The following is a 14,038-nucleotide window of genomic DNA, read 5'->3' as shown; positions in this document are numbered from 1 at the left end:
GTCGGGACTGATCAGCGCGGCCGGCTAAGCAGAAGGCGTACGGCACGCATGGCGTCAGGGTACCGCAGGGCCCGCGCGGGCCGCATCGGTGTTCCAGGGGGCGGTACGCGAAGAAGCGGGCCATCCGATCCGGATGACCCGCTTCTTTCGGTGAAGCTTCTGTGGAGCTAAGGAGAATTGAACTCCTGACCTCCTGCATGCCATGCAGGCGCTCTACCAACTGAGCTATAGCCCCTCGTGCGGATTCAGGCTACCGCAGAAATGACGCGGGCCATCCGGTCCGGACGGCCCGCCACCATTCTGTGGAGCTAAGGAGAATTGAACTCCTGACCTCCTGCATGCCATGCAGGCGCTCTACCAACTGAGCTATAGCCCCTTGTTCCGCTGTCTCCGCCCCGGTCTCCGGCGCGACGACGAAGAGAACATTAACCGGCGGCCGGGCAGATCTCCAAATCCGTTTCGGCGGGACTGTCCGAGGCTGCGGGTAGGGTCGCCCTTTGTGTCCGTATCCCCGCTCCCGTCCCACCGCACCCGGCTGAGGCCCCTGGCCGCCGCCGCGGCCGTCTGCCTGCTCTCCTTCACGGCGTTCTGGGTGGCCCAGCGGCTCGCCCACGTGAACATGCTCGACGTGATGGTCTACCGGGCCGAGGCCGAGACCCTGCGGGCCGGGGACGACCTGTACGCGATGCGGGCCACCTCGGCGAACCTCGCGATGACCTATCCGCCGTTCGCCGCCGTGCTGTTCCTGCCGCTGACGGTGGTCGGCGTGCCGCTGATGCGCACCCTGACCACCGCGGGGAATCTGCTGCTCGTGGTGGCCATGGTGCAGCTGTCGCTGCAGCTGATCCGGCCGGCCCTGGCCCGCCCGGCGGCCCGCGTCGATCTGTGGCGTTCCACACTGTGGATCGCGGCGATCGCCGTCTGGTGCGAGCCGGTGTGGACGACCCTGCGGTACGGCCAGATCAATCTGCTGATCGCGGTGGCCGTGCTGTGGGACCTGACCCGGCGCGAGGGCAGCCGGTGGGCCGGCCTCGGCATCGGGCTCGCCACCGCGGTGAAGCTCACCCCCGGCCTCTTCGTGGTGCTGCTGTTCGCGGCCGGACTGCTGATCTGGCGCCGGGACCGGGCGCTCGGCGTGCGCGCGCTCAACCCCTGGCTCCGCACCGGCCTGACGGCGACCGGGGTGTTCCTGGTGACCACCCTGGCGATGGTGCTGGCGCTGCCCGACGCCTCGAAGACGTTCTGGACCAGGACGCTGTTCGAGACCGGCCGGGTCGGTCACGCCGAGGAGACGGCCAACCAGTCGATCAGCGGCGTGGTGGCACGTCTGCTGCACACGGACGCGCCGGGGATCTGGTGGCTGGCCGCGGCCGTGCTGCTGGGCGGCGCGGCGATGGCCCTCGCGGTCCGGGCCGCGGTGCGCGGCGACAGGGCGGTGGCGGTGCTCGTCACCGCGTTCACGGCCCTGATGGTCAGCCCGATCTCCTGGTCGCACCACTGGGTGTGGTGCGTGCCGCTGCTGATCCTGCTGTACGACCGCGCCACGCGCGCGTGGCTGGTGACCGGGGCCGTGGCGCTGGCCTTCGCCTCGTTCGCGCTGTGGTGGGTGCCGCACGACCCGGGCCGCCCCGAACTCGACCAGAACGCCGGGCAGATGCTGCTGTCGGCGGTCTACCCGCTGACGGCGACCGCGGTGTTCGCCGGGTACGCGTGGACGCTGCTCCGGGCCCGGAAGGCCGACGGAACGGGCGCGACCGGCGTGACGGGCGTGACCGGCGGGCCGGAACTGCCCCGGCCGGCCACGGGCGAGCGGCGGCCTCAGGCCGTCGCGAAGGAGTAGAACCGCTTCAGGGTGCAGTGTTCGTCGAGGAGCCGGCCGTAGATCGGCTCCCCTTCGAGCTCGCGGTACGTCTCGATGGGGTCGCCTTTTATGATCAGCGCCCGCGCGCACTCCTCGCACCAGTACTGGAACGAGGAGTTGACCGGGTCCATGTCCCGGACGATGGGCGTACCGCTGCCGCACCAGTCGCACTTCCGCCTGTGTGCACCCATCACTCAGCTCCAGGTGTGAGCGCGGGACGTGGACGCGGTTCCAGGAGCTGGACTCGCGACGGCGACGGCATCGATCGCCTCGGCACCGTCCACGGCCATGCGCGCTCCCTCCCGCCCGGACCCTCTTCCCCTCCGGCGGTCCGATTCTGCCATGGCCCCGCAAGGGGGTCAGCGGGCTTCGGCGAGCCGGGAAGTGACGGAACGACGAATCCCGCCCCCTGTTGGGGACGGGATTCGGTGACTGTGGAGCTAAGGAGAATTGAACTCCTGACCTCCTGCATGCCATGCAGGCGCTCTACCAACTGAGCTATAGCCCCTCGCGTTCTCCGCGCCGTGCGCTGCGAACAAGAAGAACTTTAGCCTGTGACCTGCCGGAAAGTGAAATCCGGTCGCTCCGGCCGGCACCCGTGACGTTGCCCTGGCCGGGGCCCCGGCCGGTGCCCTGGCCGGGGTCCTAGTCGTCGTCGCCGAGGACGGGCTCGGGCAGCGTCCCGGCGTTGTGCTCGAGCAGCCGCCAGCCGCGGGCGCCCTCGCCGAGGACCGACCAGCAGCAGTTCGACAGGCCGCCCAGGCTCTCCCAGTGCCGCGCCTCCAGCTCGAGCAGCCGCCCGATGGTGGTGCGGATGGTGCCGCCGTGACTGACGACGACCAGCGTGCCGTTCTCGGGGAGCTTCTCGGCGCCCTCGAGGACGACCGGAGCGGCCCGGTCGGCCACCTCGGTCTCCAGCTCGCCGCCACCGCGCCGCACCGGCTCGCCGCGCTTCCACGCCGCGTACTGCTCGCCGTACCGCGAGGTGATCTCCTCGTGCGTCAGCCCCTGCCAGTCGCCCGCGTACGTCTCGCGCAGGGCGGCGTCATGGGCGACGGTGAGGCCGGTCAGCGCGGAGAGCTCGGCGGCCGTGGCCGCCGCCCGCTTCAGATCGGAGGCGATGATCGCGTCCGGCTGGAGCGCCGCGAGCAGCCGGGCGGCCCGGCGCGCCTGGGCGACGCCGGTCTCGGTCAGCTCGATGTCCGTGGAGCCCTGGAAGCGGCGCTCCAGGTTCCAGGACGTCTGACCGTGGCGCCACAGCACGATGCGGCGGCCTGAACCGCCCTTGCCGCTGGTCAGCTCAGCTCACCGTCCGCTCCGTCGGCGCCCGTCAGCCGGGCGTGCTCCGCCGCCTTGCCGCGGGTCTCGAGGGCCTCCTCGGGCAGCGGGATCTCGGGGCAGTCCTTCCACAGGCGCTCCAGCGCGTAGAAGACGCGCTCCTCGCTGTGCTGGACGTGGATCACGATGTCGACGTAGTCGAGCAGGATCCAGCGGGCGTCGCGGTCGCCCTCACGGCGCACCGGCTTGGCGCCGAGCTCCTTCTGCAGCCGCTCCTCGATCTCGTCGACGATCGACTTGACCTGGCGGTCGTTGGGCGCGGAGGCGAGCAGGAAGGCGTCGGTGATCGACAGCACGTCGCTGACGTCGTACGCGATGATGTCGTGCGCGAGGCGGTCGGCCGCCGCCTGGGCGGCGAGGTTGACGAGCTCGATGGAGCGGTCCGTGGCGGTCACTAGCAGGCTTTCGTCGGCGGTCTGAGTCACCTCAAGGGTCTCACGTACCGCCGACGGCCCCTAAAACGATTATCGGAGGGTCGTCGCCCGCTCCCTCAGCGCTTGCCTCCGGGGATCTTGTAGTCGGCGCCCAGGACCACGGTGACCTCGGCGTTTCCGGCGGGCTTGCCCTTGGTGACGGATCCGGCCGGCAGGCCGAGCGTCTTGGCGACCTCCGCCGCGGCGGCCTTCTGGGCGTCGTCGGCGTAGAGCACCTGCGACTTCTCCTGGGGGGCCGCCTTGGTGCCGCCGACCGCGGCGTATCCGCCGTTGATCAGCACGACGCGGGCGGCCTCGGTGGCGTCCTTGCCGGTGGCGTCGCGTACCGCCACCCGGGTGGCGGCGTCCTTCTCCGGGGCGCTGACCTTGCCGCCGAGGATGTCCTTGACGACGCTGTCGCCGGTGGCGTCGCTGAGCGAGCCGTCGGGCTCGACGGGCAGCACCGCGGTCTTGTAGTCGCCGATCTTGGCGTGCTCGGCGAGCTTGGCGAGCGAGGCGCCGAGGTCCTTCTCGGGCAGCGAGGGGTCGAGGATCTGGGCCAGCGTCTCGATGGTGACGGTGGCGGCCTTGGGATCGTCGGAGATCTTCCGCAGCACTCCGTACATGACCTGGCCGAAGCGCTGGAGCTGCTTGGCCTCGGCCTCGCCGGAGGCCCGGTAGGTGGCGTAGGCGACGGCGGCGCGGCCGTTGAGGGTCTGGTTCTCGCCCTTCTTGACCAGCGGTTCGTCACCGGCCTTGGCGCCGGGCACGTCGGTGTCGGTGGTGATGTCGACGTTGCCGACGAGCTCGACGAGGTTCTCCAGGTACGGGGTGTCGAGCCGCCAGGTACCGGCGATCTTCGTGCCGAGGAGGTTGCCCAGGGCCTCACGGGTGCCGCTGGAGCCGTCGTCGTCGACGGACTTGGCGAGGGTGGTGGTGGCGCCCTCGTCGTCGGCGACGGCGAGCGCGTTCGGCAGCAGCACGGTGGTGCCCTGCTTGGTGGTGGTGTTGTCGACCAGGAGGGCGGTGGAGGTGCCGCCGCCCTTGGTGTTGTGCAGGTGCACCACGATGGTGTCGCGCTGCTGCGGTCCGGTGGCGGTGTTCGCCGCGGGCCCGTCGTCACCGAGGCCGGGGAGCTTGCCCGCGGACCAGAGGTAGCCGACGCCACCGACGACGGCGAGCACCAGGACCACGACGAGGGCGACGACGCGGTTGCGGCCGCGCCTGCGGGCCTCCTCGCGCCGCTCGGAGCGGCTCTCGGTGAACTTGAGCCAGTCGATGACGTCCTCGGAGTCCTCGTCGGGCTCCTCGATGAACGAGAACTGCTCGGTGCGGTAGTCCCGCGCGTCGCCGTCGGGCGCGGGCCGCTGTCCCGGCACGGCGCCCGGCACGGCGGCGGCCTGGGGCGCCGGGTCCTGCGGGGCGGCCGGGGCCCGCGTCGGAGCCTGCGCGGGGGCGGGCGCGGGTTCGGTGCGGACGGCCCACTGGGCACCCGTGTCGTACTGCTGCTGCTGATAGTCGTACGCGGGCTGCTGGGCGTACGGGTCGTACGGCTGCTGCTGGTACGAGGTCCCCTGGGGGTACTGGTCCTGCTGGGGGTACTGCGGGGCCTGCGGGGCCTGCTGCTGAGGAGCCTGCTGCTGCGCGTACGGGTCGTAGCCGTAGTCCTGCTGCTGGGGCTGCTGTTGCTGCTGCGGCTGTTGCTGCTGGACGGGCTGGCCGTACGGGTCGTAGTGCTGCTGCGGGACCTGCTGCTGGTACACCGGCTGCCCGTACGCGTCGTAGCCGATGATCTGCGGCTGCGGATAGTACGGGTCGTACGGGTGCTGCTGATCGTTCACCGGTGCCCCTCCCCGAGGCTCACTCGCCGCGGTACAACTGGCGCTTGTCGATGTAGCGCACCACACCGTCCGGGACCAGATACCAGACCGGGTCGCCCTGTGCGACCCTCGCCCGGCAGTCCGTGGAGGAGATGGCGAGCGCGGGCACCTCGACCAGCGACACCCCGCCCTTGGGCAGTCCGTCGTCGGTGAGGTCGTGACCCGGGCGGGTCACTCCGATGAAGTGGGCGAGCCCGAAGAGTTCCTCGGCGTCGCGCCAGGTGAGGATCTGCGACAGCGCGTCGGCCCCGGTGATGAAGAAGAGGTCCGAGTCGCTGTTGAGGGAGCGCAGGTCCCGCAGGGTGTCGATGGTGTACGTCGGGCCGCCCCGGTCGATGTCGATGCGGCTGACGGAGAACTGCGGGTTGGACGCGGTGGCGATGACCGTCATCAGGTAGCGGTCCTCGGCCGGTGTGACGGCCTTGTCGCTCTTCTGCCACGGCTGTCCGGTCGGCACGAACACCACCTCGTCCAGGTGGAACAGGGCGGCCACCTCGGAGGCGGCCACCAGGTGTCCGTGGTGGATCGGATCAAACGTTCCGCCCATCACGCCGAGCCGGCGCTTGGCGCGGGCGCCAGTAGGCACTTCCTGCTCTCCCATGCGTGCAGAGCCTACTGGCACGGCGACGGGCACCGGTCCGGCGGCCTCGGCCGGCTCAGCGGCGGCGCGGCTCAGCGGTCGCGGTTGAAGCGGGTGGTGACCCACAGCAGGAGCAGAAGCGCGATGAAGGCGCCGCCACCCGTGATGTACGGGCTGAGGGACTCGTGGTTGCCGCCGTGCTCGGCACCCTCGGCGAGCGTGACCAGGTTGACGGCGGTGGCGTGGAGGCTCATCTTCGACAGGACCTTCGATCGGGGATGGGAGCGGAGACTTCGCGCACATCGTATGCGGCGGGTCGCGGCACGATCACGCCGACTCAGGCGTTGGCGTCACCGGGGCCGTTTTCCGCCCGGCCGGTGCCGGCCCCCTCGCCGGGCCCGCCCGGCTCGGTGTCCCTGTCCTTGCGGTAGCCGCGCAGCAGGAACCAGGCGAGCAGCACGGCACCGACCATCGAACCGAGCAGCACGATCCGGAGCGTGTCACCGGGGCCCTGCTGTGCGGCGGCGGCGAGCAGAGGGGTGACGGCGGTGGTCGCGATGTCCGGCATGGCGGTCGTGCTCCTCGGTTGTCCACAGCGCCCGAGTTATCCACAGGCTCCGGCACACGGTAGTCCCCTCGCCTAGGCTGGGTCGTGTCAGGGGGACGAGCAGCGACTCGTACGAACAGGGGGCATCCATGTCCGATCACCACCAGGAGAATCTGCCGGGCAGGCAGCGCAAGCGTTTCCCCGAGATCTCCTCGCGGGCCTATGAACACCCGGCCGACCGCTCCGCGCTGGTCGCGCTGCGGAAGCTGAGCGGCTTCGACACCGTTTTCAAGGCGCTGAGCGGGCTGCTGCCCGAGCGGAGCCTGCGGCTGCTGTTCCTCTCCGACTCCGTGCGGGTGAGCGACGCACAGTTCTCCCACCTCAACGACATGCTGCGGGACGCCTGTTACATCCTGGACCTGGAGAAGGTCCCGCCGATGTACGTCACGCAGGACCCGGTGCCCAACGCGATGTGCATCGGCCTCGACGAGCCGATCATCGTGGTCACCACCGGTCTGGTGGAGCTCCTCGACGAGGAGGAGATGCGGGCGGTCGTCGGGCACGAGGTGGGGCACGCCCTGTCGGGCCACTCGGTGTACCGGACGGTCCTGCTGTTCCTCACCGGTCTCGCCCTGAAGGTCGCGTGGATCCCGCTGGGCAATGTGGCGATCATGGCGATCGTGACGGCGCTGCGCGAGTGGTTCCGGAAGTCGGAGCTGTCCGCCGACCGGGCCGGGCTGCTGGTCGGCCAGGACCTGCAGGCGTCGATGCGCGGTCTGATGAAGATCGCGGGCGGCAACCACCTGCACGAGATGAACGTGGACGCGTTCCTCGCCCAGGCCGACGAATACGAGAAGGGCGGCGACCTGCGGGACTCCGTCCTGAAGATCCTCAATGTGCTGCCCCGTTCGCACCCGTTCACCACGGTGCGGGCGGCCGAGCTGAAGAAGTGGTCCGAGACCCGCGACTACCAGCGGATCATGGACGGCCACTACCCGCGCCGGACGGAGGACAAGGACACCTCGGTGACCGACTCCTTCCGCGAGTCGGGTCGGCATTACGCGGAGACGGTGCGCACCAGCAAGGATCCGTTGATGAAGCTGGTCAGCGACATAGCCGGCGGCGCCGGGGACCTCGCGGGCGACCTGGGCGGGAAGCTGTTCGGCCGGGACCGCGCGAAGGGGCAGGACGGCGCGAAGGGCAAGGACGGCGGCCAGGCCCAGGACGGTGCCCAGGGGCAGGGCGGCGGCACGGGTCAGAGCGAGGGCTGAGCGCTCGGGGCGAGTGCTCCGCAGAGCGCGGCGGCCGGCCGGCCGGTGGCGTACGGGTCGGTGCCCGGCTGGTGGCGCGGGTCGGCGGCGCGCTCGCCCGCCAGCAGCGGGCGCAGCGAGCCGCTGGTGTCGGCGTCGCAGGACTGGGGTCCGGCCTGGGCGGTGCTGGTGAGCAGTTCGGCGCGGTGCATCCGCAGGTCCTCGCGGTCGAAGCGGAAGTGCAGCTCGCGGTGGACGGTGAACAGCGAGGCGCGCGGGGCGGGGCCGCCGCCCGAGGTCGCGGGCCGGACCGCGTAGGTGAAGGTGTGGTCCGAGGTGACGTCGATCTGGTCGGCGTCGACCTCGGCGAAGCGCAGGGTGCCCTGGACCCGGACGCCGGGGTCGGCCAGGACGGCCCGCCGGCCGTCGAAGCGGACCAGCCAGCCCGCGAGGGCGTGCCGGCCGTCGTCCTGCGGGGACTCCACACTGCGGTCGTACTGCTCCAGCTGGTCGGGGTCGAGCAGCAGCCGGGGCGGCCGGGTGGAGCGTCCGGCGAGGACGTCGGGGTCGAGGGAGGAGGCGACCAGGTAGTCCTTGGCGATGCCGAGGGCGGCGACCACCTGGCTCTCGGAGAAGTGGGTGGTGCGGGCGGTCATGGGGAGGTTGATCCCGGCGGCGCCGGTGCGGTACTCGGCGGCGGGGCTGTGGGCGAAGAGGGCGGCGGGGGTGCCCCCGGCGACCTGGCCCTGGGGCGCGAGCGGGACCAGGGTGGTGCGCAGCGGCTCGGCCCGGACGTCGGCGGGGGTCTGGTAGGGGTTGCGGACGCCGAGGTAGACCGCGGTGCCGAAGGCCAGCAGGATCAGCAGGACGAGCAGCAGGGCCTGCCGGGAGCCGCCGCGGCCCTCGAAGGAGGAGCGGGAGCGGACCGCCTGGGAGTGCTCTCCCATGCGTTCCTCGGCGGAGAACTCCTGGAGCCGGGCAGCACGGACGAACGCCTCGTCGAAGACGACGGCTCGGTACTCGTCCTCACCGCCGGGGAGTCCCTCGGGTGGCCCCTCAGGCGGGTCGCCACGCCCTGCCATACCTTCAGGGTAGGTCTGCGGAAGCTTCGGTAAACGCCCAGGTACACGACAACTTCGGAAGATTTCCGACGGGGCGCGGGCGGGCAGGTGGGAGGGCCTGCGGAGAGATCTCGCGGGGGGTGCGCCGATCGGGTGCCGGGGTGCTCCGGGCGGGTGGGTCAGGGGGCGCCGGGTGCGGTGGGGACGGGAGGTGCGGAGGGGGCGGAGGCCACCGAGGGGACGGCGCGGGGCTTGTCGACGCCGGTGGTGGCGGGCGGCGGCATGCGGTCCTGGCGGTTGGCGGAGGCGCCCCGGTAGACGGCGCTGAAGGCGAGGGCGACCATGCCGACGCCCATCACCAGGGCGAGCACCCAGGCGACCGGGCGGTGCCAGCGGGCGCTGTTGCGGTAGGGGCGCAGGGCGCCGCCGTGCGGGCCGTAGGGGCCGAGGTCGTCGTCGGCGGTCTCCGGGTCGTATCCGCCGGAGCGGCGGCCGAGGCCGTAGTCGTCCTCGTAGCGCTCGTCGTCGGCGAGGCCGGCGACGGCGCGGGCCCTGGCGGCCTCGGCCTCGGCGCGGGCCTGGGCGGCGGCGAGGAGGCGTTCGACGGCGGTGGGCTCGTGGTGGACGGCGGCCCTGACGAAGTCCTCGTCGAACACCACGGTGGCGAATTCCTCTTCGGCGCCGCCGCGGTCGACAGAGTCCTCAGGGTCTGCGCCGTCCGGGAACGGCGTGCCCCCCACGTCGTCCGGCACGGACTCAGAGTAGACCCGGGAGGGGGTTTTGGGCAGGGAGAGCGCGAACTGTCCCTGCCCGGGAACGGCGTCCGTCCGGGTGGCCGTCGGTTACCGGATGTGACCGTCGCCGGTCACGATGTATTTGGTGGAGGTGAGTTCCGGAAGGCCCATGGGGCCGCGGGCGTGGAGCTTCTGCGTGGAGATGCCGATCTCGGCGCCGAAGCCGAACTGTCCGCCGTCCGTGAAGCGGGTGGAGGCGTTGACGGCGACGGTGGTGGAGTCGACCAGCTGGGTGAAGCGGCGGGCGGCGGCCTGGGAGGTGGTGACGATGGCCTCGGTGTGGCCGGAGGACCAGAGCCGGATGTGCTCGACGGCGGCGTCGAGGGAGTCGACGACGGCGGCGGCGATGTCGTAGGAGAGGTACTCGGTCTCCCAGTCCTCGGGGGTGGCCGGGACGACCGTGGCCTTGCCGCCCTCGGCGTGGGCGAGGACCCGCTCGTCGGCGTGGACGGTGACCCCGGCGTCGGCGAGGGCGGCGAGGGCGCGGGGCAGGAAGGCGGCGGCGATGTCCTGGTGGACCAGGAGGGTCTCGGCGGAGTTGCAGACGCTGACCCGCTGGGCCTTGGAGTTGATGAGGATGTCCACGGCCATGTCGAGGTCGGCCTGGGCGTCGACGTACACGTGGCAGTTGCCGGTGCCGGTCTCGATGACCGGGACGGTGGACTCCTCGACGACGGTGCGGATCAGGGAGGCGCCGCCGCGCGGGATGAGGACGTCGACGAGGCCGCGGGCGCGCATCAGTTCGCGGACGGAGTCGCGGGACTCGCCGGGGACGAGCTGGACGGCGTCGGCGGGCAGTCCGGCGCCGCCGACGGCGTCGCGGACGACCTTCACCAGGGCGCTGTTGGAGGCGTAGGCGGAGGAGGAACCGCGCAGCAGGACGGCGTTGCCGGACTTGAGGCAGAGCGCGGCGGCGTCGACGGTGACGTTGGGGCGGGCCTCGTAGATGATGCCGACGACACCGAGCGGGACGCGGACCTGGCGCAGGTCGATGCCGTTGGGCAGGGTGGAGCCGCGGACCACCTCGCCGACCGGGTCGGGCAGCGCGGCGACGTGCCGGACGTCGGCGGCGATGGCGCGGACCCGCTCGGGGGTGAGGGTGAGCCGGTCGATGACGGACTCGCTGGTGCCCGCCGCGCGGGCGCGGGCGATGTCCTCGGCGTTGGCCTCGACGATCTCGGCGGTGCGGACCTCCAGGGCGTCCGCGACGGCGAGCAGGGCGTCGTCCTTCGTCGCGCGCGGGAGTGGCGCGATTTCGGCGGCCGCGGCGCGGGCCCGGTAGGCCGCCTGGGCGACCGGGGTCATGTTGTCGAAGGGCGTGAGCGAGGTCATGCCCGCAGGGTACTGGCACCGCTGCGGACATCTCTCACGGCTTCGGGCGTCGTCCCGCAGGGCGAGACGGCGTCCCGCCCACCGGCGGCCCCGGCCTGACGTCGGCCGGACGTCAGTACGGGTGGACCCCCACGGGGGCGGCCGGCGGCGGGCCGTAGCCCTCGGCGATCCGCTGGTGGTAGGTCTCCCGGTCGATGACCTCGAGCCCGACGATCTCCCACGGCGGCAGCTTGGCGCTCTGCCGGTGCTCGCCCCACAGCCGCAGGGCGACCGCCGCCGCGTCGTGCAGGTCGCGGGCCTCCTCCCAGTAGCGGATCTCCGCGTGGTCGTCGGCATAGCGGCTGGTCAGCAGAAAGGGGTGGTCGTGGGCCAGTTGTTCCAGGGCCCGGCGCACCTCCTTCAGCGGGGCCGCGGCTCCGCTGACGCTGAGGGTGATGTGCCAGAGCTTGGACAGCTCCCGCTCGGGCGCCGGCTTCTCCTGGGCCGTGTCCTCGGGTTCGTCGTCGAAGTCGGCTCCGGCCTCGACGCTCGTCAGGGCGCGTTCGGCCGTCCCTCGGGGCATCGCCGCCCCTGGGCGCGCTCGTCTCACCGGCGGCCTCCTGTGTGATGCGTGTGCTGCGTACTGCTGCGCGTGCTGGTGTTCCCCACCCTCTCGTTGCCCCCGAGACAAAGTTGACCAGCCCACGGCGGTGCGTGGGGCGGTTTTGGTAAAGGTCCCTACCGGATGACCAGACTTTCAGCCGTTTCGGTTCACATCACGACCAGGTCGTCACGGTGGACGATCTCGCGTTCGTACTCCGGGCCGAGTTCGCGGGCCAGCTCGTGGGTGGAGCGGCCGAGCAGCCGGGGCAGTTCCTTGGCGTCGAAGTTGACGAGCCCGCGGGCGACCGCGCGGCCTCCGGTGTCCCGGAGTTCGACCGGGTCGCCCGCGCTGAACTCGCCCTCGACGGCGGCGATCCCGGCGGCGAGCAGCGACTTCTTGCCCTCGACCACGGCCCGTACGGCCCCGTCGTCGAGAATCAGCGCGCCCTGCGGGGTGGAGGCGTGGGCGAGCCAGAGGAGCCGGTCGGCGGAGCGGCGGCCGGTGCGGTGGAAGTAGGTGCCGGTGTCCCGGCCCGCGAGGGCGTCGGCGGCGCGGACGGCGGAGGTCAGCACCACCGGGATGCCCGCGGCGGCGGCGATCCGGGCGGCCTCGACCTTGGTGACCATGCCGCCGGTGCCGACGCCCGCCTTGCCGGCCGAGCCGATCTCGACGTGGGCGATGTCCTCGGGGCCGCGCACCTCCTCGATCCTGGCGGTGCCGGGCTTGGCCGGGTCGCCGTCGTAGAGGCCGTCCACGTCGGAGAGCAGCACCAGCAGATCGGCACGGACCAGGTGGGCGACGAGGGCGGCGAGCCGGTCGTTGTCGCCGAAACGGATCTCGTCCGTGGCGACGGTGTCGTTCTCGTTGACGACCGGCAGGGCGCCCATGGCGAGGAGCTGGTCCAGGGTCCGGTAGGCGTTGCGGTAGTGGGCGCGGCGGCTGGTGTCGTCGGTGGTGAGCAGCACCTGGCCGACCCGGACGCCGTAGCGGGCGAAGGAGGCGGTGTAGCGGGCGACGAGCAGGCCCTGGCCGACGCTGGCGGCAGCCTGCTGGCGGGCCAGGTCCTTGGGGCGGCGGGTGAGGCCGAGCGGCGCGAGCCCGGCGGCGATGGCGCCGGAGGAGACCAGCACGACCTCCTTCGCCCCGCCGTCGCGGACCTTGGCGAGGACGTCGACGAGGGCGTCGACCCGGTCGGCGTCGAGCCCGCCGGACGCCGTGGTCAGCGAGGACGAGCCGACCTTCACGACGATCCTGCGGGCTTCCGTCACGTACTGCCTGGCCACTGTCACCTGCGGGTCCTCGCCGTCCTGCTCGTGCTGTCGCTCGGCGAGCAATCTACGCGAGCGGCCGTGGCCGCCGCCCCTCTATTCCGCAGGCTGGACGGAGCGCGCGGTGTGCGCGGCCCAGGCCGAGGCGATCATGGAACGGACGTCGTGGCGGGCGGTCCAGCCCAGTTCGGTGGAGATCCGTTCGGCGGAGGCGACGACCTGCGCCGGGTCGCCGGGGCGGCGGGCGACGACCTCGGGCGTCACGTCCCGGCCGGTGACCTCGCGGACCAGGTCGATCATCTCCCGTACCGAAACGCCCTCGCCGCGGCCGATGTTGAGGGTGAGATCGCGGAAGTCGTCCTTGGCGGCCCGCTCGGCGAGCCGGCGCGCGGCGGTCAGATGGGCGTCGGCGAGGTCGGCGACGTGGATGTAGTCGCGGACGCAGGTGCCGTCGGGGGTCGGGTAGTCGTCGCCGAAGATCAGCGGCGGGCGGCCGGCGTCGAGGCGTTCGAAGACCATCGGGACGAGGTTGGCGACGCCGGTGTCGGCGAGCTCGGGGGCGGCGGTGCCCGCCACGTTGAAGTAGCGCAGGCAGCCGGTGGCCATGCCGTGGGCCCGGCCCACCGCGCGGACCATCCACTCCCCCGCGACCTTGGTCTCGCCGTACGGGCTGAGCGGCGCGCACGGGGTGTCCTCGGTGACCAGGTCGGTGTCGGGCGTCCCGTACACGGAGGCGGAGGAGGAGAAGAGGAAGGAGCTGACGCCCGCCCCGGCGGCGGCGTCGAGCAGCACCTGCAGCCCGCTGAGGTTCTCCCGGTAGTAGAGGAGCGGCCGTTCGACGGATTCGCCGACGGCCTTCTTCGCGGCGAGGTGCACGATCCCCTCGACCGCGTGCTCGCGCAGCACCCGGTCGACAAACGCCCGGTCGAGCACCGTGCCGACCTCCAGCGCGACGCCCGCGGGCAGCCGGGCCGGGTCGCCGTGGGAGAGGTCGTCGAGGACGGCCACCCGTTCACCGGCCTCGGTCATGGACTTGACGACATGGGAACCGATGTATCCGGCACCGCCGGTGATGAGCCACGTCATTCGGGCACCCTAACGCGAATCGGGCGGGGGAAAACGGGTACCGGC

15 protein-coding genes and 3 tRNA genes are annotated in these 14,038 nt (G+C 72.0%); 2 read left to right on the top strand and 16 right to left on the bottom strand.

What is annotated here, in order from left to right:
- Positions 1 to 162 precede the first annotated feature (162 nt).
- Positions 163 to 235, bottom strand: a tRNA-Ala gene (locus tag ACIPXM_RS18115).
- Between the two features lie 68 nt (positions 236 to 303).
- Positions 304 to 376: transfer RNA gene (locus ACIPXM_RS18110), tRNA-Ala, on the bottom strand.
- Positions 377 to 499: 123 nt separating this feature from the next.
- Between ACIPXM_RS18110 and ACIPXM_RS18105 the strand changes: the two genes are divergently transcribed.
- Positions 500 to 1,840 carry a glycosyltransferase 87 family protein gene (locus ACIPXM_RS18105; protein ID WP_401656306.1) on the top strand — a complete coding sequence of 447 codons (1,341 nt, stop codon included), beginning with the start codon at positions 500 to 502 and terminating at the stop codon, positions 1,838 to 1,840.
- On the opposite strand, the gene ACIPXM_RS18100 is transcribed toward ACIPXM_RS18105, so the two are convergent.
- The 8 genes from ACIPXM_RS18100 to ACIPXM_RS18065 all read right to left on the bottom strand — a co-directional run bounded on the left by ACIPXM_RS18100 (position 1,819) and on the right by ACIPXM_RS18065 (position 6,640).
- A complete protein-coding gene (locus ACIPXM_RS18100) occupies positions 1,819 to 2,052 on the bottom strand; it encodes a hypothetical protein (protein WP_401656304.1) in 234 nt (77 codons plus the stop codon). The two genes, ACIPXM_RS18105 and ACIPXM_RS18100, sit on opposite strands and share 22 nt — an antisense overlap.
- A 244-nt stretch (positions 2,053 to 2,296) precedes the next feature.
- Positions 2,297 to 2,369: transfer RNA gene (locus tag ACIPXM_RS18095), tRNA-Ala, on the bottom strand.
- A gap of 137 nt (positions 2,370 to 2,506) precedes the next feature.
- Positions 2,507 to 3,160: a histidine phosphatase family protein gene (locus tag ACIPXM_RS18090; RefSeq protein WP_401656912.1), complete on the bottom strand. Its 654-nt coding sequence runs from the start codon at positions 3,158 to 3,160 to the stop codon at positions 2,507 to 2,509.
- A complete protein-coding gene (gene rsfS, locus ACIPXM_RS18085) occupies positions 3,157 to 3,594 on the bottom strand; it encodes a ribosome silencing factor (protein ID WP_401656302.1) in 438 nt (145 codons plus the stop codon). Before rsfS ends, ACIPXM_RS18090 begins: the two co-directional genes overlap by 4 nt.
- 95 nt (positions 3,595 to 3,689) lie before the next feature.
- Positions 3,690 to 5,453 carry an LCP family protein gene (locus ACIPXM_RS18080; protein ID WP_401656300.1) on the bottom strand — a complete coding sequence of 588 codons (1,764 nt, stop codon included), beginning with the start codon at positions 5,451 to 5,453 and terminating at the stop codon, positions 3,690 to 3,692.
- A gap of 19 nt (positions 5,454 to 5,472) precedes the next feature.
- On the bottom strand, positions 5,473 to 6,093 hold the full coding sequence (gene nadD / locus ACIPXM_RS18075; protein ID WP_401656298.1) for a nicotinate-nucleotide adenylyltransferase: 621 nt from the start codon (positions 6,091 to 6,093) through the stop codon (positions 5,473 to 5,475).
- 71 nt (positions 6,094 to 6,164) lie between these two features.
- Positions 6,165 to 6,326 (bottom strand): hypothetical protein, encoded by a 162-nt coding sequence (locus ACIPXM_RS18070; protein WP_401656296.1) that lies wholly within the window; start codon positions 6,324 to 6,326, stop codon positions 6,165 to 6,167.
- 83 nt (positions 6,327 to 6,409) lie between these two features.
- Positions 6,410 to 6,640, bottom strand: a complete 231-nt coding sequence (locus tag ACIPXM_RS18065; protein ID WP_401656946.1) for a hypothetical protein — start codon at positions 6,638 to 6,640, stop codon at positions 6,410 to 6,412.
- A 128-nt stretch (positions 6,641 to 6,768) separates the two neighbouring features.
- Here ACIPXM_RS18065 and ACIPXM_RS18060 point away from each other — a divergent pair, with 128 nt between their 5' ends.
- A complete protein-coding gene (locus tag ACIPXM_RS18060) occupies positions 6,769 to 7,890 on the top strand; it encodes a M48 family metallopeptidase (RefSeq protein ID WP_401656294.1) in 1,122 nt (373 codons plus the stop codon).
- Here the strand turns inward: ACIPXM_RS18060 and ACIPXM_RS18055 are convergent.
- From ACIPXM_RS18055 to galE, 6 genes are all read right to left on the bottom strand, one after another.
- The gene (locus ACIPXM_RS18055; RefSeq protein ID WP_401656291.1) at positions 7,875 to 8,951 is read right to left on the bottom strand and encodes a hypothetical protein; all 1,077 of its coding nucleotides are present in this window, start codon (positions 8,949 to 8,951) and stop codon (positions 7,875 to 7,877) included. The genes ACIPXM_RS18060 and ACIPXM_RS18055 overlap by 16 nt on opposite strands.
- 158 nt (positions 8,952 to 9,109) lie before the next feature.
- Positions 9,110 to 9,682, bottom strand: a complete 573-nt coding sequence (locus ACIPXM_RS18050; RefSeq protein WP_401656288.1) for a hypothetical protein — start codon at positions 9,680 to 9,682, stop codon at positions 9,110 to 9,112.
- A 90-nt stretch (positions 9,683 to 9,772) separates the two neighbouring features.
- Positions 9,773 to 11,056: a glutamate-5-semialdehyde dehydrogenase gene (locus ACIPXM_RS18045; protein ID WP_401656286.1), complete on the bottom strand. Its 1,284-nt coding sequence runs from the start codon at positions 11,054 to 11,056 to the stop codon at positions 9,773 to 9,775.
- Between the two features lie 112 nt (positions 11,057 to 11,168).
- Positions 11,169 to 11,645 carry a hypothetical protein gene (locus ACIPXM_RS18040; protein WP_401656284.1) on the bottom strand — a complete coding sequence of 159 codons (477 nt, stop codon included), beginning with the start codon at positions 11,643 to 11,645 and terminating at the stop codon, positions 11,169 to 11,171.
- A 161-nt stretch (positions 11,646 to 11,806) separates the two neighbouring features.
- Positions 11,807 to 12,928 (bottom strand): glutamate 5-kinase, encoded by a 1,122-nt coding sequence (gene proB / locus ACIPXM_RS18035; RefSeq protein WP_401656282.1) that lies wholly within the window; start codon positions 12,926 to 12,928, stop codon positions 11,807 to 11,809.
- A 75-nt stretch (positions 12,929 to 13,003) separates the two neighbouring features.
- Positions 13,004 to 13,993 carry a UDP-glucose 4-epimerase GalE gene (gene galE, locus ACIPXM_RS18030; RefSeq protein WP_401656280.1) on the bottom strand — a complete coding sequence of 330 codons (990 nt, stop codon included), beginning with the start codon at positions 13,991 to 13,993 and terminating at the stop codon, positions 13,004 to 13,006.
- Positions 13,994 to 14,038: the final 45 nt, after the last annotated feature.

This window comes from Streptomyces sp. NPDC090025, from assembly GCF_044748125.1.
GTDB lineage: Bacteria > Actinomycetota > Actinomycetes > Streptomycetales > Streptomycetaceae > Streptomyces.
The sequence above is the reverse complement of the archived record's forward strand: the minus strand, read 5'-3'. Positions and strand labels throughout refer to the sequence as shown.